Annotated in this window: 17 protein-coding genes; 8 read left to right on the top strand and 9 right to left on the bottom strand. The window is 69.5% G+C overall.

The window, feature by feature from the left end:
* Nucleotides 1–173 precede the first annotated feature (173 nt).
* The 5 genes from gshA to leuS all read right to left on the bottom strand — a co-directional run bounded on the left by gshA (nucleotide 174) and on the right by leuS (nucleotide 7,298).
* A complete protein-coding gene (gshA, locus tag VPA02S_RS10165) occupies nucleotides 174–1,484 on the bottom strand; it encodes a glutamate--cysteine ligase (RefSeq protein WP_012745589.1) in 1,311 nt (436 codons plus the stop codon).
* Nucleotides 1,485–1,605: 121 nt separating this feature from the next.
* Nucleotides 1,606–2,901, bottom strand: coding sequence for a glutamate-5-semialdehyde dehydrogenase (locus VPA02S_RS10170; RefSeq protein ID WP_026283918.1), 1,296 nt, complete (start codon nucleotides 2,899–2,901; stop codon nucleotides 1,606–1,608).
* 134 nt (nucleotides 2,902–3,035) lie between these two features.
* Complete coding sequence (holA, locus tag VPA02S_RS10175; RefSeq protein ID WP_012745587.1) at nucleotides 3,036–4,121, bottom strand: DNA polymerase III subunit delta; 1,086 nt, start codon at nucleotides 4,119–4,121, stop codon at nucleotides 3,036–3,038.
* 4 nt (nucleotides 4,122–4,125) lie between these two features.
* Nucleotides 4,126–4,647, bottom strand: coding sequence for an LPS-assembly lipoprotein LptE (locus VPA02S_RS10180; RefSeq protein WP_012745586.1), 522 nt, complete (start codon nucleotides 4,645–4,647; stop codon nucleotides 4,126–4,128).
* Nucleotides 4,648–4,667: 20 nt separating this feature from the next.
* Nucleotides 4,668–7,298 carry a leucine--tRNA ligase gene (gene leuS, locus VPA02S_RS10185; RefSeq protein ID WP_012745585.1) on the bottom strand — a complete coding sequence of 877 codons (2,631 nt, stop codon included), beginning with the start codon at nucleotides 7,296–7,298 and terminating at the stop codon, nucleotides 4,668–4,670.
* Nucleotides 7,299–7,501: 203 nt separating this feature from the next.
* Here leuS and VPA02S_RS10190 point away from each other — a divergent pair, with 203 nt between their 5' ends.
* Complete coding sequence (locus VPA02S_RS10190) at nucleotides 7,502–8,479, top strand: Bug family tripartite tricarboxylate transporter substrate binding protein (RefSeq protein ID WP_041945424.1); 978 nt, start codon at nucleotides 7,502–7,504, stop codon at nucleotides 8,477–8,479.
* Nucleotides 8,472–9,551 carry an NAD/NADP-dependent octopine/nopaline dehydrogenase family protein gene (locus VPA02S_RS10195; protein ID WP_012745583.1) on the top strand — a complete coding sequence of 360 codons (1,080 nt, stop codon included), beginning with the start codon at nucleotides 8,472–8,474 and terminating at the stop codon, nucleotides 9,549–9,551. The genes VPA02S_RS10190 and VPA02S_RS10195 overlap by 8 nt, the downstream gene beginning before the upstream one ends.
* Here VPA02S_RS10195 and VPA02S_RS10200 read toward each other — a convergent pair.
* From VPA02S_RS10200 to VPA02S_RS10210, 3 genes are read right to left on the bottom strand one after another with little or no spacing between them, the layout of a single operon-like run.
* Nucleotides 9,546–10,160, bottom strand: a complete 615-nt coding sequence (locus VPA02S_RS10200) for a peroxidase-related enzyme (RefSeq protein ID WP_012745582.1) — start codon at nucleotides 10,158–10,160, stop codon at nucleotides 9,546–9,548. The genes VPA02S_RS10195 and VPA02S_RS10200 overlap by 6 nt on opposite strands.
* The gene (locus VPA02S_RS10205) at nucleotides 10,157–10,678 is read right to left on the bottom strand and encodes a CMD domain-containing protein (RefSeq protein ID WP_012745581.1); all 522 of its coding nucleotides are present in this window, start codon (nucleotides 10,676–10,678) and stop codon (nucleotides 10,157–10,159) included. Before VPA02S_RS10205 ends, VPA02S_RS10200 begins: the two co-directional genes overlap by 4 nt.
* 25 nt (nucleotides 10,679–10,703) lie before the next feature.
* Nucleotides 10,704–12,179, bottom strand: a complete 1,476-nt coding sequence (locus tag VPA02S_RS10210; RefSeq protein ID WP_012745580.1) for a flavin-containing monooxygenase — start codon at nucleotides 12,177–12,179, stop codon at nucleotides 10,704–10,706.
* 141 nt (nucleotides 12,180–12,320) lie between these two features.
* Here VPA02S_RS10210 and VPA02S_RS10215 point away from each other — a divergent pair, with 141 nt between their 5' ends.
* From VPA02S_RS10215 to VPA02S_RS10240, 6 genes are all read left to right on the top strand, one after another.
* Nucleotides 12,321–13,994, top strand: a complete 1,674-nt coding sequence (locus VPA02S_RS10215) for an alpha-amylase family glycosyl hydrolase (protein WP_012745579.1) — start codon at nucleotides 12,321–12,323, stop codon at nucleotides 13,992–13,994.
* An 8-nt stretch (nucleotides 13,995–14,002) separates the two neighbouring features.
* Entirely contained in the window at nucleotides 14,003–16,174 is a 2,172-nt protein-coding gene (glgB, locus tag VPA02S_RS10220; RefSeq protein WP_012745578.1) for a 1,4-alpha-glucan branching protein GlgB, read from the top strand.
* Between the two features lie 4 nt (nucleotides 16,175–16,178).
* Nucleotides 16,179–18,260 carry a glycogen debranching protein GlgX gene (gene glgX, locus VPA02S_RS10225; RefSeq protein WP_012745577.1) on the top strand — a complete coding sequence of 694 codons (2,082 nt, stop codon included), beginning with the start codon at nucleotides 16,179–16,181 and terminating at the stop codon, nucleotides 18,258–18,260.
* 94 nt (nucleotides 18,261–18,354) lie between these two features.
* Nucleotides 18,355–19,671, top strand: coding sequence for a glucose-1-phosphate adenylyltransferase (gene glgC, locus VPA02S_RS10230; RefSeq protein WP_012745576.1), 1,317 nt, complete (start codon nucleotides 18,355–18,357; stop codon nucleotides 19,669–19,671).
* Nucleotides 19,672–19,688: 17 nt separating this feature from the next.
* On the top strand, nucleotides 19,689–21,176 hold the full coding sequence (glgA, locus tag VPA02S_RS10235) for a glycogen synthase GlgA (RefSeq protein WP_012745575.1): 1,488 nt from the start codon (nucleotides 19,689–19,691) through the stop codon (nucleotides 21,174–21,176).
* 45 nt (nucleotides 21,177–21,221) lie between these two features.
* On the top strand, nucleotides 21,222–23,705 hold the full coding sequence (locus tag VPA02S_RS10240; RefSeq protein WP_012745574.1) for a glycogen/starch/alpha-glucan phosphorylase: 2,484 nt from the start codon (nucleotides 21,222–21,224) through the stop codon (nucleotides 23,703–23,705).
* 136 nt (nucleotides 23,706–23,841) lie between these two features.
* On the opposite strand, the gene VPA02S_RS10245 is transcribed toward VPA02S_RS10240, so the two are convergent.
* Nucleotides 23,842–24,312 (bottom strand): ExbD/TolR family protein, encoded by a 471-nt coding sequence (locus tag VPA02S_RS10245; RefSeq protein WP_012745573.1) that lies wholly within the window; start codon nucleotides 24,310–24,312, stop codon nucleotides 23,842–23,844.
* Nucleotides 24,313–24,314: the final 2 nt, after the last annotated feature.

Genomic DNA, 24,314 nt, shown 5'->3' on the forward strand with positions numbered 1-24,314 from the left:
AAGTCGATGGGAAAAAGGGAGGCTGCCCGCGCGTAACCAGACGTCACACGCACCGAGATGCTGCCGCGGTGGAATTTCCAGCCGCCGCGCGCACCCCTCCGCCCTTTTGTTTCCTTTGCTGTGGGGCCGCTATTTTGCCGCCGACCGGGGCCCGCGCAAGCCGCCCCGGAAAATCATTCGTAGATTTCGGCGTCCGGATCGGTGGCTTCCATCTCGTAGCTCGCGGCCACCATGGCCAGGCGGCCCACCACGCCATACATGTAGAAGCGGTTCGGGGCGCTCGCGCCGGGCTTGGCGCCGGGCTGCGGCAGGTGCGCGCTTTCGGAGAACGCCAGCGGCACGAAGCTCGCGCCCGGGAGCTTGAGGTTCTCGTCGGGCGCACGCTCGGCATGCACGCGGTAGAAGCCGCCCACCACGTAGCGGTCCATCATGTAGACCACCGGCTCGGCCACGCCGTTGTGCACGCGCTCGTTGGTCAGCACGCCTTCCTGCACGATCACCTCGCCGGGCTCGCGCAGCTCCCTGGCGGCCGCGCCCGCCTTGCCTGCCGGAGCGCTGCGCGGCTTGCCGACCAGGCCCTCGACTTCCTTCGCGTCGCGCACGGTGACCACGCCCGGGCCGTCGCCGCCGACATGGCCCTTGACGACCACGAAGGGCTTCTCGTTGATGCCGTATTCCTTGTACTTGCGGCGCACCTTGGTCAGCACCGCGTCCACGTGGCTGGTCAGCACGTCGATGCCGCGGCCTTCGGAAAAATCGACGCCGTCGGCGCGCGCATAGATCGGATTGATCAGCCAGGGGTCGATGCCCAGCAGCTTGCCGAAGCGCTTGGACAGCTCCTCGTAGCTGTGCAGGTGGTTGCTCTTGCGCCGCACCGACCAGCCCGCGTGCAGCGGCGGCAACAGGTACTGCTCGTGCAGGTCTTCCAGGATGCCCGGCGTGCCGGCCGTCAGCTCGTTGTTGAGCAGGATGGTGCAGGGATCGAAGTTCTTGAGCCCGAGGCGGCGCTTGCTGCGCACCACGGGCTCCAGGCACACGGTCTCGCCGTTGGGCAGCTCGATCTTCTTGGGCGACTTGATGGCCGGATCGATCGAGCCCACGCGCACGTTCAGTCCCGCCATGTGGAAGATCCGCACCAGTTGGGCGACGTTGGCGAGATAGAAGGTGTTCTTCGAGTGGTTCTCGGGAATGACCAGCAGGTTGCGCGCTTCCGGACAGATCTTCTCGATGGCGGCCTGCGCGGCCTGCACCGCCAGCGGCAGCATCTCCTTGGTGAGATTGTTCCAGCCGCCGGGGAAGAGGTTGGTGTCGACCGGCGCCAGCTTGAAGCCCGCGTTGCGGATGTCGACCGCGCTGTAGAACGGTGGCGTGTGCTCCATCCATTCGAGCCGGAACCAGCGCTCGATGGCGGGCGTGGAGTCGAGGACGCGCTGTTCCAGTTCGTTGATCGGGCCGGTCAGGGCGGTGACGAGATGCGGAACCATGCGGCGGCCTTGTTGGATTTGTACTTGAAAGGTAGAGCGGAATTGTAGGATTTGGGGATGGCCGCCCCAATGACAAGACTACGTAGAGCGGACTTGGTTCAGTCCGCCCGCTTCCGGTGCATCAGCTGCGCACTTCGCCCTGCCCGAGCACCACGTACTTGAGCGAGGTCAGCCCCTCGATGCCGACCGGCCCGCGCGCATGGAACTTGTCGGTGCTGATGCCGATTTCCGCCCCCAGGCCAAACTCGAAACCGTCCGCGAAGCGTGTGCTCGCATTGACCATGACGCTGGCCGAATCGACCTCGCGCAGGAAACGCTGCGCATGCACGTGGTCGCGCGTGACGATCGCGTCGGTGTGGTGGCTCGAGTAGCGGTTGATGTGCGCAATGGCCTCGTCGACCCCTTGGACCACCTTGATGCTGATCACCGCGGCAAGGTATTCCTCGGACCAGTCGGACTCCACCGCGTCGACGATCCTTGCGCCGGCACCGGCCAATGCCTCGTCGGCGCGCAGGATGCGGGCCGCCACGGGGTCGCAGCGCATTTCGACGCCCTTGGCCGCAAAGATGGCGGCGATCCGGGGCAGGAAGTCTTCGGCCACCGCGGCCGACACCAGCAGGCCTTCGGCCGCGTTGCAGGGGCTGTATTTCTGCGTCTTGGCGTTGTCGACGATGCGCAGCGCCATCTCGAACTCGGCCGTGTCGTCCACATAGACGTGGCAGTTGCCGTCCAGGTGCTTGATGACCGGCACCTTGGCATCGCGGCTGATGCGCTCGATCAGGCCCTTGCCGCCGCGCGGGATGATCACGTCGACGAACTCGGGCATCGCGATGAGCTGGCCCACGGCCTCGCGGTCGGTGGTCTGCACCAGCTGCACCGCCTCGACCGGCAGGCCGGCCTCGGCCAGCGCGCCGGACACCAGCAGCGCCAGCGCCTTGTTCGACTCGATCGCCTCCGAGCCGCCGCGCAGGATGGCGGCGTTGCCGCTCTTGATGGCCAGGCTCGCGGCCTCGATGGTCACGTTGGGGCGGCTCTCGTAGATCATGCCGAAGACGCCGATCGGCACGCGCATCTGGCCCACGCGGATGCCGCTGGGCTGCTGCTTCATGCCGATGATCTCGCCGATCACGTCGGCCATGCCGGCAAGCTGCTCGCAGCCCAGCGCCACGGTCTCGATGACCTTGGGCGTGAGCTTGAGGCGGTCGACCATCGGCGCCGAGAGGCCGGCGGCCGTGGCGCGCGCCAGGTCCTTCTGGTTGGCCTCGGCCAGCCCCGGGCCGGCTTCGCGCAGGCGCTTGGCCAGCGCCTTCAATGCTCTGTTTTTGGTAGCTGCATCCGCTCGGGCCATGAGGAATGCGGCGGTTTTTGCCTGCAGGCCGAGGGTCTGCATGTGCTCGCTGACGTTGAACGCGTTCATGCGGGCATTTTCGTGCATTTGGATCAACCCCGGGCTTCGCGCACTTGCCGGGTTGTCCCCTCTCCCTCCGGGAGAGGGCTAGGGTGAGGGCCGCGGCACCCGAAAACGCGCGATGCGATGAAGGCCGCCGGCCCTCATCCCAACCCTCTCCCGGAGGGAGAGGGAGCGGGACCGGTGCTGCAGGCGCGGCACAGCATCAGCGCCAGCCGCTGCAGCGCCTGCCAGCCGCCGGCGGGCCAGTCGGGCTGCTTGAGCCCCTTGCAGATGCCGTCCACCACATGGGCCGCGCGCAGCAGGCGGGCCAGCATGCGGTCGTCCAGCCGGGGCAGCACGCGCTCGAAGGCGCGCTCGCGCGGGCCCCAGATGCGGTTCTCGCGCAGCGCCATCGGCAGCGGCCGGCCCGCGGCCATGGCGTCCTTCACGCGCTTGAGCGCGCGGATGTCCTCGGCGATCGTGTAGTGCACCAGCACCTCGGCCTCGCCTTCGGCCTGCAGGCCGTCGAGCATGCGCGCCACGCGCTGCGGGTTGCCGGCCAGCACGGCCTCGGAGAGCTTGAAGACGTCGTAGCGCGCCACGTTGTTGACCGCGCCCTCGACCTGCTCCCAGCTCAGCTCGCCGGCCGGATGCAGCAGGGCGAGCTTCTGGATCTCCTGGTGGGCGGCCAGCAGGTTGCCTTCCACGCGGTCGGCAAAGAACTGCAGCGTGCGCTGGCCTTCGTCGCCGGGCATCACGCGTTGGCCCTGCAGGCCCAGGCGCTGCGCGATCCACTGCGGCAGCGCGTTGCGCTCGATCGGGTCGACCTGCAGGCTCACGCCGTTGTTCTCGAGCGCCGAGAACCACGCGCCGGTGCGCGTGGCCTTGTCCAGCCGCGGCAGCATCACCAGCGTGAGCGTGCTGTCGTTGCCCTGCGCGGACTCGGCCAGCTGCTGCAGCGCGATGCTGCCGTCCTTGCCGGGCTTGCCCGAGGGAATGCGGATCTCGACGATCTGCTTGTCGGCGAACAGCGAGAGCGAACCGCCCGCCGCCAGCACCGCGCTCCAGTCGAAGTGCGCACCGGCCACGGTGTAGGAGCTGCGCTCCGTATAGCCCGCCGCGCGCGCCGCGGTGCGGATGGCATCGGCCGCCTCCTGCGCGAGCAGCGGCTCGTCGCCATGGATCGCGTAGAGGGACTTCAGCCCCTTCTGCAGATGGGAGCCCAGCTGGGCACTGGCAAGCTGCATCCGCCTAGAGTTCCTTGACGGCCGCAAGGCGGCGCATCAGCTGCTGCGCGATGTCGGCCTGCATGTCGCGGTACAGCAGCTCGGCCTCGCCTTCCTTGGCGAGCGCGTTGGTTTCGTTGAAGCTCAAATCGCGCGTCTGCGACACCTCGGAGGGCGCGAGCAGCATCTTGCCGCCCGGCGTGCGCAGGCTGAAGCGAACGCGCAATTGCAGCTGCAGCTCGCGCAGCAGGCCGGCCGAATTGGTCGAGATCACGATGCGGTCGCGGTTCTCGCCGAGGATCTCGAGGATCGCGTCGGCGCTCTGGGTCTGATCGGGCGGCACCAGCGTGACGGTGCCCGCGGCGCGCATCTCGCGCCGCAGCCGGTTGATCAGTTCCGAATTGCCCGACAGCGACAGCGTCTTGAACGCGAACACCGGCGCCTTGCGCAGTTCGAACCCGCAGCCGGCCAGCGCGAGGCTGGCGCCCGCCGCAGCCAGGCCCAGGAGAAGGCCGCGGCGCGGCAGCGGGGCGTTGCGATTGTTCATGCTTCTATCGTTCGTTTCGTTCAGATGACCACGTTGACCAGCCGGCCGGGAACCACGATGACGCGCTTGGCCGGCGCGCCTTCGGCGAACTTGACGAAGTCGTCGCACGAGAGCGCGAGCGCTTCGATCTCGGCCTTGGAGGCGCCGGCCGGCACGCGCAGCGCGCCGCGCAGCTTGCCGTTGACCTGCAGCATGAGCTCGATCTCGTCCTGCTCCAGCGCGGCCACGTCCACCACGGGCCAGGGCGCATCGAGCAGGTCGCCCAGCTCCTTGTCGTAGCCCAGATGCTGCCAGAGCTGGTGCGTGATGTGCGGCGTGGCCGGATACAGGCAGCGCAGCAGGATGCCCAGGCCTTCGCGCAGCGCGGCGGCATCGCCGGCGCTGCCATCGGGCTTGAAGCCTTCGAGCGCATTCAGGAGCTTCATCGCGCCTGAGACCACGGTGTTGTATTGCATGCGCTGGTAGTCGTAGTCGACCTGGCGCAGCACGGTGTGCACTTCGCGCCGCAGCGCCTGGGCGGCCTTGCCGAAGGCCTGGCCGCCGAACGCCACCGGGGCCACGTCGGCCTGCGCCACGCCGAAGTTCCAGACCCGGCGCAGGAACCGGTAGCTGCCTTCGACGGCCGCGTCGTTCCACTCGAGCGTGGCCTCGGGCGGTGCGGTGAACATGGTGTACAGGCGCGCGGTGTCGGCGCCGTACTTCTCGATCAGGTCCTGCGGGTCGACGCCGTTGCGTTCGCTCTTGCCCATCTTGCCGACGCCGCCGTATTCGATCTTGGTGCCGTCCGCGGTGGTGCCGCCGACGATGCGGCCCTGCGCGTCGAGCGTGGGCGTGACCTCCAGCGGCGGGTGGTAGTTCTTGCCGCCCTTCTCGTCGCGGTGGTAGTAGATGTGGTTGAGCACCATGCCCTGCGTGAGCAGCTTGCTGAAGGGCTCGTCGACCTTCACGAGGCCCAGGTCGCGCATCACCTTGGTCCAGAAGCGCGCGTACAGCAGGTGAAGGATCGCATGCTCGATGCCGCCGATGTACTGGTCCATCGGCATCCAGTAGTCGGCGCCCTCGGCGACCATGGCCTGCTCGTTCTTCGGGTCGCAGTAGCGCATGAAGTACCACGAGCTGTCGACGAAGGTGTCCATGGTGTCGGTCTCGCGCCGCGCGGGCTTGCCGCAGACCGGGCACACCACGCCGGCATGGAAGCCTTCGTGCTTGGCGAGCGGGTTGCCCGAACCGTCGGGCACGCAGTCCGTCGGCAGCACCACGGGCAGGTCCTTCTCGGGGACCGGCACCGCGCCATGCTCGTCGCAATGGATGATCGGGATCGGCGTGCCCCAGTAGCGCTGGCGGCTCACGCCCCAGTCGCGCAGGCGCCAGGTGGTCTGCATCTCGCCCAGGCCCTTCTGGGCGAGCGCATGCGCCACGGCGGCCACGGCCTCCTTGTGGGTCATGCCGCTGAAGTTGTCGGAGTTGATGGTGACGCCGCGCTGCTTGTCGCCGTACCAGTCCTGCCACCTGTGATAGTCGAAGTGCGGCTCGTCGTCGACCAGCACCACCTGGATGATCTCGATGCCGTACTTGTTGGCGAAGGCGAAGTCGCGCTCGTCGTGCGCGGGCACGCCCATCACGGCGCCGTCGCCGTAGTTGATGAGCACGTAGTTGCCCACCCACACCGGCACCTGCTCCTCGGTGATCGGGTGCTTGACGGTCAGGCCCGTGGGCACGCCCTTCTTTTCCTGCGTGGCGAGCTCGGCCTCGGTGGTGCCGCCGCTCTTGCATTCCTCGATGAAGGCCGCGACCTTGGGGTCGAGCGTGGCGGCGTGCGCGGCCAGCGGATGCTCGGGCGCTACGGCGCAGAAAGTGACGCCCATGATGGTGTCGGCGCGCGTGGTGAACACGTACATGCGGCCGTCCTGGATCAGCCGGCCGCTCGCGTCCTGGATGTCGTGCGTGAAGGCGAAGCGCACGCCCTCGCTCTTGCCGATCCAGTTCTCCTGCATCAGCTTGACGCGCTCGGGCCAGCCCGGCAGCTTGTGCTGCGTGTGCTCGAGCAGCTCTTCGGCGTAGTCGCTGATCTTCAGGTAGTAGCCCGGGATCTCGCGGCGCTCGACCGTGGCGCCGGTGCGCCAGCCCTTGCCGTCGATCACCTGCTCGTTGGCCAGCACGGTCTGGTCGACCGGGTCCCAGTTGACGACCTGCGTCTTGCGGTAGGCAATGCCCTTTTCGAGCATCTTGAGGAACAGCCACTGGTTCCACTTGTAGTAGCTGGGATCGCAGGTGGCGATCTCGCGGCTCCAGTCGATTGCCAGGCCCATGGCCTGGAGCTGGCCGCGCATGTAGTCGATGTTCTCGTAGGTCCACTTGGCCGGCGGCACGCCGTTCTTCAGCGCCGCGTTCTCGGCCGGCAGGCCGAAGGCGTCCCAGCCCATGGGCATCAGCACGTTGTAGCCGCTCATGCGCAGGTAGCGCGTGAGCATGTCGTTGATGGTGTAGTTGCGCACGTGGCCCATGTGCAGCTTGCCGCTCGGGTACGGCAGCATCGAGCAGGCGTAGTACTTTTTACGGCTCGCGTCCTCGGTGACGCGGTAGGCATCGGCGGCGCTCCATTGCGCCTGGGCAGCGGACTCGACGTCGCTGGGTTTGTAGCTGGGGTTCATGGCGGTTCGGCAAGACCCGGCGCGGGGTGGCCGGGGAGGACGGATTATCGCGCCGGACTAGACTCGCCCCCAGTCTTCGCGCACTTCGTGTCGCTGCGCCAACCCCCTGCCGGGGGCAACACCAGCGGCCCGGCAAAGCCGGTTCCGCGGTGTTTCGCGAAAAATGCATGACTTCCTGCCACCTGACGCAGACGGAAAACGCCATGAAACTGCTCCTGAAACACCTCGCCCTGGGCCTCGCGGCCGCCGCCAGCCTGGCCGCGGTGCCGCTGCATGCGCAGCCGAACGGCGACAAGCCGCTGCGCATCGTGGTGCCCTTCGCCGCCGGCGGGGCGCAGGACGTGATCGCCCGCTACCTGGGCGCCAAGCTCACCGACAAGCTCGGCGGCAGCGTGATCATCGACAACAAGGCGGGCGCGGGCGGCATCGTGGCGGCCGATGCGGTGGCCAAGGCGACCGATGGCGCCACCGTGCTGCTGGCCACCGGCGGCGCCATCACCATCGCGCCCCACCTGCAGTCCAAGCTTCCCTATGACCCGGTGCACGACCTGGCGCCCGTGGCCCTGGTCGGCGACACGCCCATGACCGTGGCCGTGCGCACCGAAAGCCCCTACAAGACGCTGGCCGACCTGCTGCGCGACGCCAAGGCGAAGCCCGGGCAGCTGACCTACGCCTCCACCGGCAACGGCACCGTCTCGCACCTGACGGGCGCGCTGCTGGCGCAGGCGAGCGGCGTGGACCTGCTGCACGTGCCCTACCGCGGCGCGGCGCCGGCGCTGACCGACCTGCTGGGCGGCCAGGTGGCGCTGATCGTGACCAGCGCCGCCTCCATCGAGCCGATGGTCGCGAGCGGCAAGGCCCGCGTGCTCGGCACCTTTTCGCGCGCGGCCCTGCCCAGCCTCGGCACGCCGCCGACGGTCGCGGAGGCGGCGGGCCTCGCGGGCATGGACGTGCCGGTGTGGGTGGGCGTGATGGCGCCCGCGCGCATGCCGGCGGCCAGCATCGAGAAGCTGTCGGCGGCGCTGGTCGAGGTGTGCAACCTGCCCGAGACCAAGCAGCGCTTCGCCCAGCTGGGCGCGGTGAACACCTGCGGCGGCGGCGCGGCGCTGGGCAAGGTGATTGCCGAGGACAGCCAGCGCTGGGCGAAGGTCATCAAGCAGGGCGGGATCAAAGTTGACTGAGCCTGCGGCAGGGCGCCTGCGCGTCGGCATCGCGGGCACCGGGGCGATCGCCCTGGCAAGCGCGGCGTGGCTGCGCCAGGCGGGCCACGCCGCGATGCTCTGGTCGCCGGGCGGCCAGGGTGCCGAGGCCCTGCGCACGCAGCCGCTCGAAGCCGCCGGCGTGCAGCCCTGCCGCGTGGCGGTCGAGGTGGCCGGCGATGCGGCGCAACTTTGCCGCGCATCGGACGTGCTGCTGATTGCCCTGCCGGTCAACGGACACCGGCGCGTGATGGATGCGCTGCTGCCCTTCCTGCGTGATGGACAGACCGTGATCGTCAGCTCGATGGCCTCGCTGTCGTCGCTCTATCTGCACGAAGGCGCACGGCGGGCGGGCAAGCGGGTGACGGTCGCGAGCTTCGGCACCACGGTGCTGACCGCGCGCCGCGAATCCGCCACGCAGGTCAGGGTGATGACGCGGCGCCAGGCGGTCGGTGTGTCGGCGCTGCCGCGCACGGAAATAGAGAGCGCCATCGAGCTGTGCGCCGCGCTGTTCGGCGGCGGCTTCTTCGCGCAGGAGAACACGCTCGCCAGCGCGCTCGCGAACGTCAACCCGCAGTCGCACGGCCCGCTGGCCGTCTTCAACTGGACGCGCATCGAGCATGCCGAGAACTGGCCGCAGTACCACTGCATGACGCCCGGCGTGGCCCGCGCGATCGAGGCGCTGGACCGGGAGCGGCGCGCCGTGGCCCAGGCCTTCGGCATCGCGCTCGGTCCCATCGAGGAGCATTTCGCGCGCTCCTTCGGCACGGAATCGGCGCGGCTCGAGGACATCGCGGCCGAGCTGCATGCCAAGCGCGGCGGGCCGCCCGGCCCCGTGCGCACCGACACGCGCTACCTGAGCGAAGACATGCCCTACGGCCTGGCCTTCGTGGAAGCGCTCGGCGCCATCGCCGGCGTGGCGACACCCGCGACGCGCACCATCGTGGACGCCGCCTCGCTGGTCAGCGGCATCGACTTCCGGCAGCAGAACGACCTGCTGGCGCCGCTGAATCTGGGCACTGAAACCGTGGCCGGCCTGCTCGCCCGCCTATGACGCTGCCGTTACCGGCGGAAAGACCGGCTCGCCCAGGTTGAGCATCAGCCGGTTGGCCCAGGCGAAGAGCGCCACGGAATGGACCAGGTCGAGGATCTCGAGCTCGGCGAGCCCCACCGCCTTGAGCGTTCGCACATTGTCGGCCGACACCTTGCCGGGCTCGGCGCCGAGCTGGATCGAGAATTCGACGATGGCCTTCTCGCGCGGCGTGGTGCCCGCGGAAGCCGGCTCCTCGAACACCTGCGAGATCACGTCGCTGCGCTTGGCGAGCTGCTCGAAGCGCTGCGCATGCACCGAGGCGCAGTACACGCAGCCGTTGACGCGCGACTCCACCGTGGCGCCCAGCTCGCGCTCCGCGCGCGGCATGCCGCCCGGTGCGAACATGATCGCGTTGAAGGCGATGGAGCGCTGCAGCAGCATCTCGGGCTGGTGCGCGAGCAGCAGGAAGTACGGCGAGGTGCGGGCCTGCGGGCTCATCTCGTCGAGCGCGGCCAGCTGGGCCGGCGTGGCCGAGGCAACGTCGACCGGGTCGAGCCAGGGCTTCCAGCTCAGCACCTCGTTGGTGAAGCCCTTGATGCGGATCGGCGTGTTCGTATTGCTCGTGCTCATGCTGCAACCTCCGCGGCGGCCAGCGCCTGCAGCCCTGCGACCACGCGGACCTGGTAGGAGAGAAAGGCGATCAGCTGGCCCAGCGCGACGATGGCGGGCGTCGAGAGCCCGGCGTCGGCCAGCGACTGCACCGCGGCCTTGTCGCCCTCGATGGGTCGCTCGATCAGGCTCGCGGTGAATGCCAGCGCCGTGCGCAGCCGCGCATCGGCCACCGGGGCGCCGCTGCCCACGGCCGCGATCAGCTCGCGGTCCACGCCCTCGGCCAGCAATTGCTCGCGGTAGTGCGCGGCGAGCGTCGCGGCCTTCGACACGCTGCATGCATGCAGCGCAACCAGCAGGCGCTCGGCCACCGAGAGGCCTTCGACCGATGGCGAGAACATCGCGTCGTAGCTGCCCTGCGTGGCCGCCACGACCTTGTCGCGCTGCTGGCGCAGCAGGCGGGTGGCGTGGCCGGGCACCAGCGGCACCGTGGCGTCGATCACGTCGATGGCAAGAGGAGATTCGGAAAGAGTGGTCATGCGTTTCGATGAAGAAGTCTGGAGTTCAGCCGCGTTCGGACGGCGGCGGCGCGGGCACCCATTCGTCGCCGAACAGTTCGGGCTCGCTGTAGGCCTCGAGGTTGGCGAAGTGCTGCTCGAAGTCCTCGCGGTAGAACAGGCTGGCCATGCCGCTCGCAAGCCGCCGGGCGCCATCGCTGATCGCGGGAATGTCGCCCGACACCGTGCCGTGCGACAAGGCCGCGGGATAGCAGAAGCAATGGATGCGCTCGAGGCCCGGGCACTCGCCCGCTGTGCGCTCGCGGAATTCGAAGGCCGGCCCGAGATCGGGCGAATCGGCCAGCTCCTGGTCTTCGTCGCCGGGCGCGGGCACGAAACGGTCCTTCCAGGTGCGCACATGCGATGCAATGGTGTCGAACTCGGGGCGGCAGCGCCAGTCGATCTTGAAACCGGTCGAAACAACGAGGAAGTCGAACACGAAGTCGCCCCGGGGCGTGGCCACGCGCATTGCCGCGCCCTGCGGCTCGACCGCAAGCACCGGGCAGCCGAAATTGAAGAACGCATTCGGGTGGCGCGACACGCGCAGCGTGCTGCCATGCGGCGGCGGCACGTTGGCGACGTTGATGTAGTGGCGGATGCGCCACTTGAACGCGTCGGGCAGGTCGTAGTGGCCCTGCGTCAGGCCCGGCACGCCGGCGCCCTTGCCCTTGTTGACGCGCGGCAGGTCGGGCCGGCGGATCAGGAGCTCGACGCTGTGCACGCCGGCCTCCAGCGCGGTGGCCGCGCTGTCCATGGCCGACGAGCCCGCGCCGACCACGCCCACGCGCAGCCCGGCGAGCCGGCCGTAGTCCATCTCGTCGGACGAATGGGCCCACTGCGAGCGCGGCAGCGCGTTGACGAACGCCGGAACCGCGGGGCCGCCAAGCCCGTCGCGCCCCGTGGCCAGCACCACGCGGCGCGCCAGCACCTGCTGTGCACCGGCCGGCGTGCGCAGCGCGAGCCGCACCATCGCACCATCGGCGAGCGGCTGGATGCCGGTGACGGCCATGTCGTTGCGCACATCGATGTTCATCACGCGGCGGTACCAGCGCAGGTAGTCCATCCACTGCAGGCGCGGGATCTTGTCCATCGCAGCCCAGGCCTCGCTGCCGAACTGGGCCTCGAACCAGGCGCGGAAGGTCAGCGCGGGCAGCCCCAGCGCGGGGCCGGTCAGTTCCTTGGGCGAACGCAGGGTTTCCATGCGCGCCGTGGTGGCCCATGGCCCTTCGCTGCCCGCAGGCGAGCGGTCGAACACGACGGCCCGGATGCCCTGCTGGGCCAGCGCGGCCGCGGCCGCGAGCCCGGCCTGGCCGGCACCGATGATGGCCACGTCCAGCACGGGCTCGCCGCCGTGCGTGCGAGCCGGCATCCAGGCGCGCGCGGGCCAGCCGAGGCATTCGAGATCCCGGGCAAGCCGCTGCTCGAGCGCGGCAAGGCCTTGCGGGTGGAGGGATGGGGCGGGGGAAGCGGCGTCGGTGGTCATCTTGCAAAACGAAACGGGAAGCGGGTTCGCAGGGAACCCCGCCCAGTGTAGAAAGCTTTTCAGGCGGGACCGGGACAGGCCCATGCACGGACCGGGCCCGGATCTCGCATGCCACAATGATTTTCAGACCACAGGGACAGCATGCGCAGCAACAACAGCAGCAATGGCGAATGGTGGCGCGGCGCGGTGATCTACCAGATCTACCCGCGCAGCTTCATGGACAGCAACGGCGACGGCATCGGCGACCTGCCCGGCATCACCTCGCGGCTCGATCATGTGGCGAGCCTGGGGGTCGATGCGATCTGGGTGTCGCCCTTCTTCCGCTCGCCGATGAAGGACTTCGGCTACGACGTGGCCGACTACCGCGCGGTCGATCCGATCTTCGGCACGCTGGCCGATTTCGACGAGATGCTGGCGCGCGCCCATGCGCTCGGCCTCAAGATCATCATCGACCAGGTGCTCTCGCACACCTCCGACCAGCACGCCTGGTTCGCCGAAAGCCGCGCGAGCCGCGACAACTCCAAGGCCGACTGGTACGTGTGGGCCGACCCGCGGCCCGACGGCACGCCGCCCAACAACTGGCTCTCCGTCTTCGGCGGGCCGGCCTGGCAGTGGGATTCGCGCCGCCGCCAGTACTACCTGCACAGCTTCCTCCAGGAGCAGCCCGACCTGAACTTCCATTGCGCCGAGGTGCAGCAAGCGCTGCTGGGCGAAGTGCGCTTCTGGTGCGAGCGCGGCGTGGACGGCTTCCGCTTCGATGCCTGCAACCACCAGTTCCACGATGCGCTGCTGCGCGACAACCCGCCAGCGAGCGCCGCCTCGCTGGACGAGGTGAGCACGGTGCGGGCCGACAACCCCTATGCCATGCAGCAGCACCTCTACGACAAGAGCCAGATGGAGAACCTGCGCTTCCTCGAAAGCCTGCGCGGGCTGCTCGACGACTATGGCGCGGTCGCGCTCGGCGAGGTCGGCGACGAGAACGCGCCGCCCGTCATGGCGCAGTACACCGAACTGGGCAAGCGCCTGCACCTGGCCTACAGCTTCAGCCTGCTGACGGCCGAGCACAGCGCCAGGCACCTGCGCCACCAGGTCGAGACGCTCGACCAGGCGCTCGCGCCGACCGGCGGCTGGGGCTGCTGGGCCGTCTCCAACCACGACGTGCCGCGCGTGGCCACGCGCTGGAGCGGCGGCGGCCCGGAAGACACGCGGCGCGACCGGCTCTGGCTCGCGCTGCTGCTCGCGCTGCGCGGCAGCGCCAGCATCTACCAGGGCGAAGAGCTCGGCCTGCCCGAGGCCGAGGTGCCGTTCGAGCTGCTGCAGGACCCCTACGGCCGCGCCTTCTGGCCCGAATTCAAGGGCCGCGACGGCTGCCGCACGCCCATGCCCTGGAAGGCCGACGAATTGCACGCCGGCTTCACCACCGGCGGGCCCTGGTTGCCGGTCTACGGCCGCCACCTGCCGCTGGCGGTCGACCGCCAGTCCACCGATCCAGATTCCATGCTCGCATTCAGCCGCGCGCTGCTGCGCTGGCGCCGCGCCCAGCCGCTGCTGCGCACCGGCAGCATCGCCTTCATCGATGCACCGGAGCCGGTGCTGTGGTTCGAGCGGCGCGAAGGGAACCAATCGCTGCAGGCCGTCTTCAACCTGGGAGGCGAGTCGGTGTCCATCGCGCTGCACGGGGCGCTCGAGCCGCTCGCGGGGCATCCGCTGGCATCGTCGTCGACCCTGCAGGCCGGCGCTGAAAGGCGCATGCTGAGGCTGGCGCCCTACGGCGTCTTTTTCGGCCGCCCCGCCGGCGAAGAAGAACCGATGTGAAGAACAACATGCCTTCCCTGCTGCTGCCCGAACGCGAAGTGCACGCGCTGATGCGCGCCGAGCACGGCGATCCGTTCGCGGTGCTCGGTCCGCACGAGACGCGCGACGGCCTGCTGGTGCGCGCGCTGCTGCCGGGCGCGCAGAGCGTGGCCGTGGTGCACACGCGCACGGGCTGGCCGCTGGCGCTGCTGTCGCGGCAGGAAGGCTCCGATCTTTTTGCCGGACTGGTGCCCGCGGCCGAGGCGCTGCTGGGCTATTCGTTCCAGGTCGACTGGGGCACGCACAGCTCGCGGCTCGAAGACCCGTACCGCTTTGCGTTCGTGCTGGGTGCCACCGACGTATGGCTGCTGGCCGAGGGCACGCACCTGCGACCCTGGGAGCGGCTGGGCGCACACCTGTGCGAGATGGATGGCGTCAAGGGCGTGGCCTTCGCGGTCTGGGCGCCCAATGCGCGGCGCGTCTCGGTGGTCGGCGACTTCAACAACTGGGACGGCCGGCGCCACATGATGCGGCTGCGCCGCGAATGCGGCGTGTGGGAAATCTTCGCGCCGCAGCTGGCCACGGGCGACAGCTACGAATTCGAGATCCTCTCGGCCCAGGGCGAGGTGCTGCGCAAGGCCGATCCCTTCGCCTTCTCCTCGCGCCTGCGGCCCGAGACCGCCTGCGTGGTCGCGCCGCTGCCCGCGCCCGTCGCCATGCCGCCCGAACGCGCCGCCGCCAACGGCCGCCATGCGCCGATGAGCATCTACGAGGTGCACCTGGGCTCCTGGCGCCGCAAGAACGGCCATGAATGGCTGGACTACCGCGAGCTGGCCGACACACTGGTGCCGTACGCGCGCGACATGGGCTTCACGCACATCGAGCTGCTGCCGGTCAGCGAGCATCCGTTCGACGGCTCCTGGGGCTACCAGCCGATCGGCCTGTATGCGCCCACCTCGCGCTTCGGCACGCCCGGCGACTTCCGCCATCTGGTCGAAGCCGCGCATGCCGCGGGCCTGGGCGTGATCCTCGACTGGGTGCCCGCGCACTTCCCCACCGACGCGCACGGCCTGGGCCGCTTCGACGGCACCGCGCTCTATGAATACGCCGATCCGCGCGAGGGCTTCCACAACGACTGGAAGACCTTCATCTTCAACTACGGCCGCACCGAGGTGCGCAACTACCTGGTCGGCAATGCGCTGTACTGGCTCGAGCGCTACGGCGTCGACGGACTGCGCGTCGACGCCGTGGCCTCCATGCTCTACCGCGACTACAGCCGCCAGCCCGGCGAATGGGTGCCCAACATCCACGGCGGGCGCGAGAATCTCGAGGCCATCGACTTCCTGCGGCGCATGAACCGGGTGGTGGGCGTCGAGCGCCCGGGCGCCATCACGCTGGCCGAGGAGTCCACGAGCTTTCCGGGCGTGACGCGGCCGCCCGAGGACGGCGGCCTGGGCTTCCACTACAAATGGAACATGGGCTGGATGAACGACACGCTCGCCTATGCGGGCATCGACCCGGTCCACCGCAAGCACCACCACCAGAAGATCACCTTCGGCCTGATGTATGCGCACAGCGAGAACTTCGTGCTGCCGCTCTCGCACGACGAGGTGGTGCACGGCAAGGGCTCGATGTTCGGCCGCATGCCCGGCGACGAGTGGCAGAAGTTCGCGGGGCTGCGCAATCTTTATGGCTACCTCTGGGCCTATCCGGGCAAGAAGCTGCTGTTCATGGGCAATGAATTCGCCCAGGTGGCGGAATGGAACGCCGACCGCAGCCTCGACTGGCACCTGCTCGAGCAGGCGCCGCACCAGGGCATGCGGCGGCTGGTGCGCGACCTCAACAACGTGTACCGGCACTTCCCCGCGCTGCACGAGCTCGACACCGAAAGGGCCGGCTTCGAGTGGCTGGTGCATGACGACCGGGAGCAGTCGGTCTTCGCCTTCGTGCGCCGGGCCCAGGGCGGCTCCTTCGTGGTGGCGGTGTGCAACTTCACGCCGCTGCCGCGCCACGGCTACCGGCTTGGCGTGCCCGCGGCGGGCGCCTACCGCGAGGCCATCAACACCGACGGCGCCGTGTACGGCGGCAGCGGTGTCGGCAACGGCGTGGTCGACAGCGAACCGGTGCCCTGGCACGGCCGGGCCGATTCGATTCTCATCAGCGTGCCGCCCCTGGCCACCGTGATGTGGGTGCTGGCCTGAAGCGATGCTGAGCCCGGGCTCCCCCTTCCCCCTTGGCGCGACGCTCTCGCCGAACGGCGTGAACTTCGCGCTCGCGGCGCCCAGCGCCGAAGCCGTCGAGCTCTGCCTTTTCGACGGCACGGGCCAGCACGAGCAGCAGCGCATCCGGCTGCCGGCCTTCACCGACGGCGTCTGGCACGGGCTGCTGCCGAGCGGTCGCGCCGGGCTGGTCTACGGCTTTCGCGTGCACGGGCCATGGGCGCCGCACGCGGGACAGCGCTTCAATCCCGCGAGGCTGCTGCTCGACCCGTATGCGCGCGAGATCGTCGGCAGGTACGACGGCAGCGAGCTGTTCCTCGGACACGATCCCGCGAATCCGGACCAGCGCAACACGCGCGACAACGGCGCCGTGGCGCTCAAGGGCCGCGTGGCGGCCGCCGCCGATGGCTCGGCCGCACCGGGCCATGCCCGCATCCCGGCCGGCGAGCGCGTGCTCTACGAACTGCATGTGCGCGGCCAGACCCGGCTGCACCCGGGCGTGCCCGCGGCCTTGCGCGGCACCTATGCCGGCCTGGCCGAGCCCGTGGTGCTCGACCACCTGCAGGCCCTGGGCGTCACCACGCTGAGCCTGATGCCGGTGCAGCACCGCGCCGACGAACAGCGGCTGCTCGCCATGGGCCTCGGCAACTACTGGGGCTACAACACCATCGGCTGGTTCGCGCCCGAGGCGCGCTACTGGAGCGGCCGCGCCGGCACCACGCCGGCCAGCGAATTCCGCGCCCTGGCCGACGCGGTGCATGCGCGCGGCATGGAGCTGGTGATCGACGTGGTCTACAACCACAGCGCCGAGAGCGACGAGCTCGGTCCCACGCTGTCGATGCGCGGCATCGACAACGCGCTCTACTACCACCTGCGCGCCGATGACCGTGCGCTCTACACCAACTGGGCCGGCACCGGCAACTGCCTCGACCTGGCCGAGCCGCGCGTGCTGCAGCTCGTGATGGACAGCCTGCGCCACTGGACCTGCGCGCTCGGCGTCGACGGCTTCCGCTTCGACCTCGCGCCGGTGCTGGGGCGCGGCGCCGACGGCCATTTCGACCCGCGCGCGCCCTTCTTCGCGGCCATTGCGCAAGACCCCGTGCTCTCGCGCACGCTGCTGATCGCAGAGCCCTGGGACATCGGGCCGGGCGGCTACCGCCTGGGCGAATTCCCGCCGGGCTGGCTCGAATGGAACGACCGCTACCGCGATACCCAGCGCGGCTTCTGGCTGCGGCAGGGGCGCGAGGGGGCCGCCGGCCTGGGCGACTTCGCGCATCGCTTCACGGCCTCGAGCGCGCAGTTCGCCCACCATGGCCGCGCGCCCACCGCCAGCGTCAACTTCATCACCGCGCACGACGGCTTCACGCTGCGCGACCTGCTCTGCTACGAAGAGCGGCACAACCTGGCCAACGGCGAGAACAACCGCGACGGCCATGCGCACAACCTGAGCAACAACTGCGGCGTCGAGGGCCCGAGCGACGACCCGGCCGTGCAGGCCGAGCGCGGCCGCCTGCAGCGCGCGCTGCTCGCCGCGCTGCTGCTGTCGCAGGGCACGCCGATGCTGCTGGCCGGCGACGAGCTCGGCCACAGCCAGCAAGGCAACAACAACGCCTACTGCCAGGACAATGAAACCACCTGGCTCGCCTGGATCGGCGCCCACGATCCCGCCAGCGAAGCAGCGCGGCTGAGCGCCTTCGTCGCCCGGCTCATTGCCCTGCGCCGCGAAGCGCCCGTGCTGCGCAGCACGCGCTGGTGGCCGGCCGAGCCGGCAGAGGGCGCGCCGGGCATCCGCTGGCTGCGGCCCGACGGCCAGCCGATGCGCGAGGCCGACTGGCACGGCGGCACGGCGCTTGCAATCCTTTTCGAAGCGGCGGCCGCGGATGCGGGCGCCTGGCTGGTGCTGGTGAATGCGGGGCCGGCGGCCATGCCGTTCAGGCTGCCGGCGGGTTCATGGAAGTGGCGGCTCGCGACCGACGATCCGGCGCCCGAGGCCGGCGCCGCGCAGCCACAGCCGCATGCCGGCACGGTGGAGGTACCGCGTTCGAGCCTCCGGATTGCAAGAACGTAGCAGCCAGCCGCGCCGCACGGTGCTAGGCTGGCTGCAGAAGCGCTGAAGACGAAGAAGACAAGACGACAAACCGCCAAACGAACGGAGACACAGGATGGACAACCACAGCATCAGCAGCAACAGCACGCCGCAGGCCCCCCTGCAGGCGCATCAACTGGTCCGCCGCACCATCGCGCTGGTGCTGGCCGGCGGCCGGGGCTCGCGCCTCAAGCAGCTGACCGACCGGCGCGCCAAGCCGGCGGTGTACTTCGGCGGCAAGTTCCGCATCATCGACTTCGCGCTGTCGAACTGCCTGAACTCGGGCATCCGGCGCATGGCGGTGGTCACGCAGTACAAGTCGCATTCGCTGATGCGCCACCTGCAGCGCGGCTGGAGCTTCCTGCGCGCCGAGCTCAACGAGATGGTCGACGTGCTGCCCGCGCAGCAGCGCACGGGCGACGAGCACTGGTACCGCGGCACCGCCGACGCGGTGTACCAGAACCTGGACATCATCCAGACCCGCTCCACCAAGCACGACTACGTGGTGGTGCTGGCCGGCGACCATATCTACAAAATGGACTACTCCATCATGGTCAAGGACCATGCCGAGCGCGGCCTGGGCTGCACGGTCGGCTGCATCGAGGTGCCGCGCATGGAGGCCACCGCCTTCGGCGTGATGGCCATCGACGACGGCCGCCAGATCACGGCCTTCCTCGAAAAGCCGGCCGATCCGCCCGCCATGCCGGGCCATCCCGACGTGGCGCTCGCGAGCATGGGCATCTACGTGTTCGATTCCGAGTACCTCTACCAGCTGCTCGAGGAAGACGCCGCCAACCCCGATTCGAGCCACGATTTCGGCAAGGACATCATCCCGCGCGCCGTGGCGCAGGGCCGCGCGCTGGCGCACCCCTTCGGCATGTCCTGCGTCACGCGCGCCTCGCGCGGGCCCGACGCCAAGGCCTACTGGCGCGACGTGGGCACGATTGATGCATTCTGGGCAGCCAACCTCGACCTGGCCTCCATCACGCCCGAACTCGACATCTATGACACAGACTGGCCCATCTGGACCTACCAGCGGCAGCTGCCGCCGGCCAAGTTCGTGCTCGACCGCGAGGGCAAGCACGGCATGACCGTCAACACCATCGTCTCGGGCGGCTGCATCGTCTCGGGCTCCAAGGTCAGCAGCTCGGTGCTGTTCTCGGGCGTGCGCATCCACTCGTTCTGCGACATCAACGAGGCCGTGCTGCTGCCCGACGTCGAGGTGGGCCGCGGCGCCCGGCTCAACCGCGTGGTGGTCGACCGCGGCTGTGTCATTCCGGACGAGATGGTGATCGGCGAAGACGCCGACGCCGATGCCGCGCGCTTCGAGCGCACCGACAACGGCGTGGTGCTGGTCACCCGCGAAATGCTCAAGCGCCTGCTGGCTGCCTGAGGCCGCACCCTTCCCCGATGCGAATCCTCCAGGTCAGCGCCGAACTCTTCCCCCTGCTCAAGACCGGTGGCCTCGCCGACGTGGCCGGCGCGCTGCCGCTCGCGCTCATGGCCGCCGGACAGGACGCACGCGTGCTGCTGCCCGGCTTTCCGGCCATCCTGGCCGGCGTGCGCGAGCTGGCGCCCGTGGCCGAATTCACGGCGCCCTGGGGCCCGGAACGCTTCGGCCTGCGCGCGGGCCGCATCGCCATCGACGGCGCGGCGGCGCCGATCACCGCCTACGTGATCGATGCGCCCGTGCTCTACGACCGGCCCGGCAACCCTTATGAAGACGCCACGCGCCAGCCCTACGGCGACAACCACCGGCGCTTCGCGCTGCTGGGCTGGGCCGCGGCGCAGCTGGCGCAGGGGCTCGATCCCGCCTGGCAGCCCGAGGTCGTGCATGCGCACGACTGGCATGCGGGGCTGGCGCCGGCCTACCTGCACTTCGCGCGCGAGGCCGGCTTGACCCGCACGGGCAGCGTGTTCACGGTGCACAACCTGGCCTACCAGGGCATCTCGGCGCCATGGAACTTTGCCGATCTCGGCCTGCCCGCGCCGGCGTTCCACATGAACGGGCTCGAATACCACGGGCAGGTGTCCTTCATGAAGGGCGGCCTCTACTTTGCCGACCGCCTGACCACCGTGAGCCCGACCTACGCCCGCGAGATCCAGACGCCCGAGCAGGGCTTCGGCCTGGACGGCCTGCTGCGCCTGCGCGGCGGCGTGCTCACGGGCATTCTCAACGCGGTCGACGACGAGGTCTGGAATCCGGCCACCGACAGCGCGCTGGTGCAGGGCTACCACACGCCCGACGGCCGCCACATGGCGGGCAAGGCGCGCTGCAAGGCCGTGCTGCAGCACCAGCTCGGCCTGGCCGAGCGCCCCGATGCGCCGCTCTTCATCCTGGTGAGCCGGCTCACCGAGCAGAAGGGCCTGCACCTCGTGCTCGGCGGCCTCGACACCCTGCTGGCCGAAGGCGGCCAGCTCGCGCTGCTGGGCAGCGGCGAGGCCGGGCTCGAGCAAGCCTTCCGCGAGCGCGCGGCGGCCGCGCCGCGCGCGGTCAGCGTCACCATCGGCTACAACGAAACGCTCGCGCACCAGCTCTTCGGCGGCGGCGACGTGACGCTGGTGCCCTCGCTGTTCGAGCCCTGCGGCCTCACGCAGATGTACGGACTCAAGTACGGCAGCCTGCCGCTGGTGCGCCGCGTCGGCGGCCTGGCCGACACGGTGGTCGACTGCACGCTCGAGGACATGGCCAGCGGCCATGCCACCGGCTTCGTCTTCGACCGCTTCGATGCCGCCGACTACGATCGCGCGCTGCGGCGCGCCTTTGCGCTCTACCAGCGCGCGCCCGACTGGCGCCGCGTGCGCGGCAATGCCATGCGGCGCCCGGCCGACTGGGCCAGCGCCGCCGGCCAGTACATCGAGGTCTACCGGCAGGCGCTCGAGTCCGCCGGCACCTGAACCAAGCGCCACGGCGCACCACCCCACCACTCTTCACCGAAGCCCATGACCCTCAAAGACTTCGCCTACGACCATCCCGACCGCGACGTGGCCGCGTTCAAGCGCGCCGTCGCCAACAAGCTGATCTATGCGGTCGGCAAGGACCCCGTCGCAGCCAGCCAGGACGACTGGCTGCACGCCACCGCGCTGGCCGTGCGCGACCAGCTGGTCGAGCGCTGGATGGCGACCACGCGCGCCAACTATGCGCAGGACCTCAAGCGCGTCTACTACCTCTCGATGGAGTTCCTGATCGGGCGCACCTTCACCAATGCGCTGCTGGCGGTCGACCTCTACGACACGGTGCGCGAAGCCCTGGCCGACTTCGGCGTCGACATGGCGGCGCTGGCCGAGCGCGAGCCCGACGCGGCGCTGGGCAACGGCGGCCTCGGCCGGCTCGCGGCCTGCTTTCTCGACTCGATGGCCACGCTCGGCGTGCCGGGCATGGGCTACGGCATCCGCTACGAATACGGCATGTTCCGCCAGCGCATCGTCGACGGCCAGCAGGTCGAGACGCCCGACTACTGGCTCACGCGCGGCAACCCCTGGGAGTTCCAGCGGCCCGAGGTGAACTACCGCGTGCGCTTCGGCGGCCGCGTGCAGAAGCGCGAGGGCACCAACGCGCCCTACGGCGCGGCCGACTGGGTCGACACGCACGACGTGCTGGCCGTGGCCTACGACACCATCATCCCGGGCTACGGCACGCAGGCCACCAACACGCTGCGCCTGTGGTCGGCGCGCGCCACCGAGGAGATCGATCTCTCGGCCTTCAACCGCGGCAACTACATGGCGGCGGTGGAGAGCAAGAACCACTCCGAGAACGTCTCGCGCGTGCTCTACCCCGACGACTCCACGCCTTCGGGCCGCGAGCTGCGGCTGCACCAGGAATATTTCTTCTGCAGCGCGAGCGTGCAGGACCTGCTGCGGCGCTACCTGCGCAACCACAAGAGCTTCGACCAGCTGGCCGACAAGGTCAGCATCCACCTGAACGACACGCACCCGGTGCTCGCGGTGCCCGAGCTCATGCGCCTTCTGCTCGACGAGCACGGCCTGGCATGGGACACGGCCTGGGCCCACACGCAGAAGGTGTTCAGCTACACCAACCACACGCTGATGCACGAGGCGCTGGAGACCTGGCCGGTCGAGATGCTCGGGCGCATCCTGCCGCGGCACCTGCAGATCATCTACGACATGAACGCGAAGTTCCTCGCGGCCGTGACGCAGAAGGCCGGCAACGACGTCGAGCTGCTGCGCCGGCTCTCGCTGGTGGACGAAGCGGGCGAGCGCCGCGTGCGCATGGCCTACGTGGCGGTGCTCGCGAGCCATTCGATCAACGGCGTGTCGGGCCTGCATTCGGAGCTCATGAAGCAATCGATCTTCGCGGACTTCGCAAGGATCTTCCCCGAGCGCTTCAACAACAAGACCAACGGCGTCACGCCGCGGCGCTGGCTCGCGCAGGCCAACCCGCCGCTCGCGAGCCTGCTCGACCAGCGCCTGGGCAAGGGCTGGCGGCGCGACCTCTCGCAGCTCGAGGCGCTGCGGCCGATGGCGGCCCAGCCGCCCTTCGCACGGGCCTTCCGCCATGCCAAGCGCGAGAACAAGCTGCGCCTGGCCAATTGGGTCGAGCAGCACATGGGCCTGGTGCTCGACACCGACGCGATGTTCGACGTACAGGTCAAGCGCATCCACGAATACAAGCGGCAGCTGCTCAACGTGCTGCACGTGGTCACGCGCTACCACCGCATCCTCGATGCGCAGGCCGCGGGCGCGCCGGTCGACATCGTGCCGCGCGTGGTGGTGTTCGCGGGCAAGGCGGCCTCGGCCTACCAGATGGCCAAGCTCGTGATCCGGCTGGTCAACGACGTGGCCCACACCATCAACAACGACAGCCGCGTCGGCAAGCTGCTGAAGGTGGTGTTCCTGCCCAACTACAGCGTGAGCCTGGCCGAGGTGATCATGCCCGCGGCCGATTTGTCGGAGCAGATCTCCACCGCGGGCACCGAGGCCTCGGGCACCGGCAACATGAAGTTCGCGCTCAACGGCGCGCTCACCATCGGCACGCTCGACGGCGCCAACGTGGAGATGCGCGACAACGTGGGCGCGGAGAACATCTTCATCTTCGGCAACACCACGCCAGAGGTGGCCGACATCCGCGCCCACGGCTACCAGCCGCGCGACATCTACGAAGAGAACGCCGAGCTCAAGCGCGTGCTCGATGCGATCCGCGACGGCGCCTTCTCGGCCGGCGAGCCCTCGCGCTACCAGGGCATCTACGACGCGCTCGTGAACTGGGGCGACCACTACCTGCTGCTGGCCGACTACGCGAGCTACGTCGCGAAGCAGGCCGAGGTCGATGCGCTGTACCGCGACCCGGACGCCTGGACGCACATGGCCATCCTCAACGTGGCGGGCATGGGCGCGTTCTCGTCCGACCGCACGATTGCGCAGTACGCGCACGAGATCTGGCACACCAAGCCCGTGGTGCTGGGCTGAGTCTTCGACTTTCTCCCTCCCCTGCCGGGGGAGGGCCGGGGTGGGGGCACGTCGGCCTCGATGCCTTCGCGTCATCGGATGCGGGGCCAGCCCCCATCCCAGCCTTCCCCCGAAGGGGGAAGGAGCAAGACAAGATTCAGCGCGGCGTTTCGGGCGCCGCCTTGGCCTCGGTCACGAAGCCGATTCGGTTCAGGCCCGCCTTGTTCGCAATGCCCATCAGCGCCACCAGCTTGCCGTAGGGCACCGTCTGGTCGGCGCGCAGCTGCACCTCGGTGTCCTTGCTGTCGGCGGCGGCCTTCTGCAGGCGGGCGGCCAGTTCCTCGTCGGTCACGGGCTGGTCGTTGAAGAAGGTCTTGCCCGCGGCATCGACCGACACGCTCACGAACTTGGGCGTGTCGTTGGGCTGGCCGGCATCGGTCTGCGGCAGGTCGAGCTTGATCGAGCTCGCCATCAGCGGCGCGGTGATGATGAAGATCACCAGCAGCACCAGCATCACGTCGACCAGCGGCGTGACGTTGATGTCGGACAGCGGCCGCTGGCCGCCCGCCCCGGTCGCGCGCCCGCCGCCGGCGGCACTGCTGCCCAGGGAGGTGCGACCGAAGGCCATGG

The organism is Variovorax paradoxus NBRC 15149, from assembly GCF_001591365.1.
GTDB classification, from domain to species: Bacteria; Pseudomonadota; Gammaproteobacteria; order Burkholderiales; family Burkholderiaceae_C; genus Variovorax; species Variovorax paradoxus.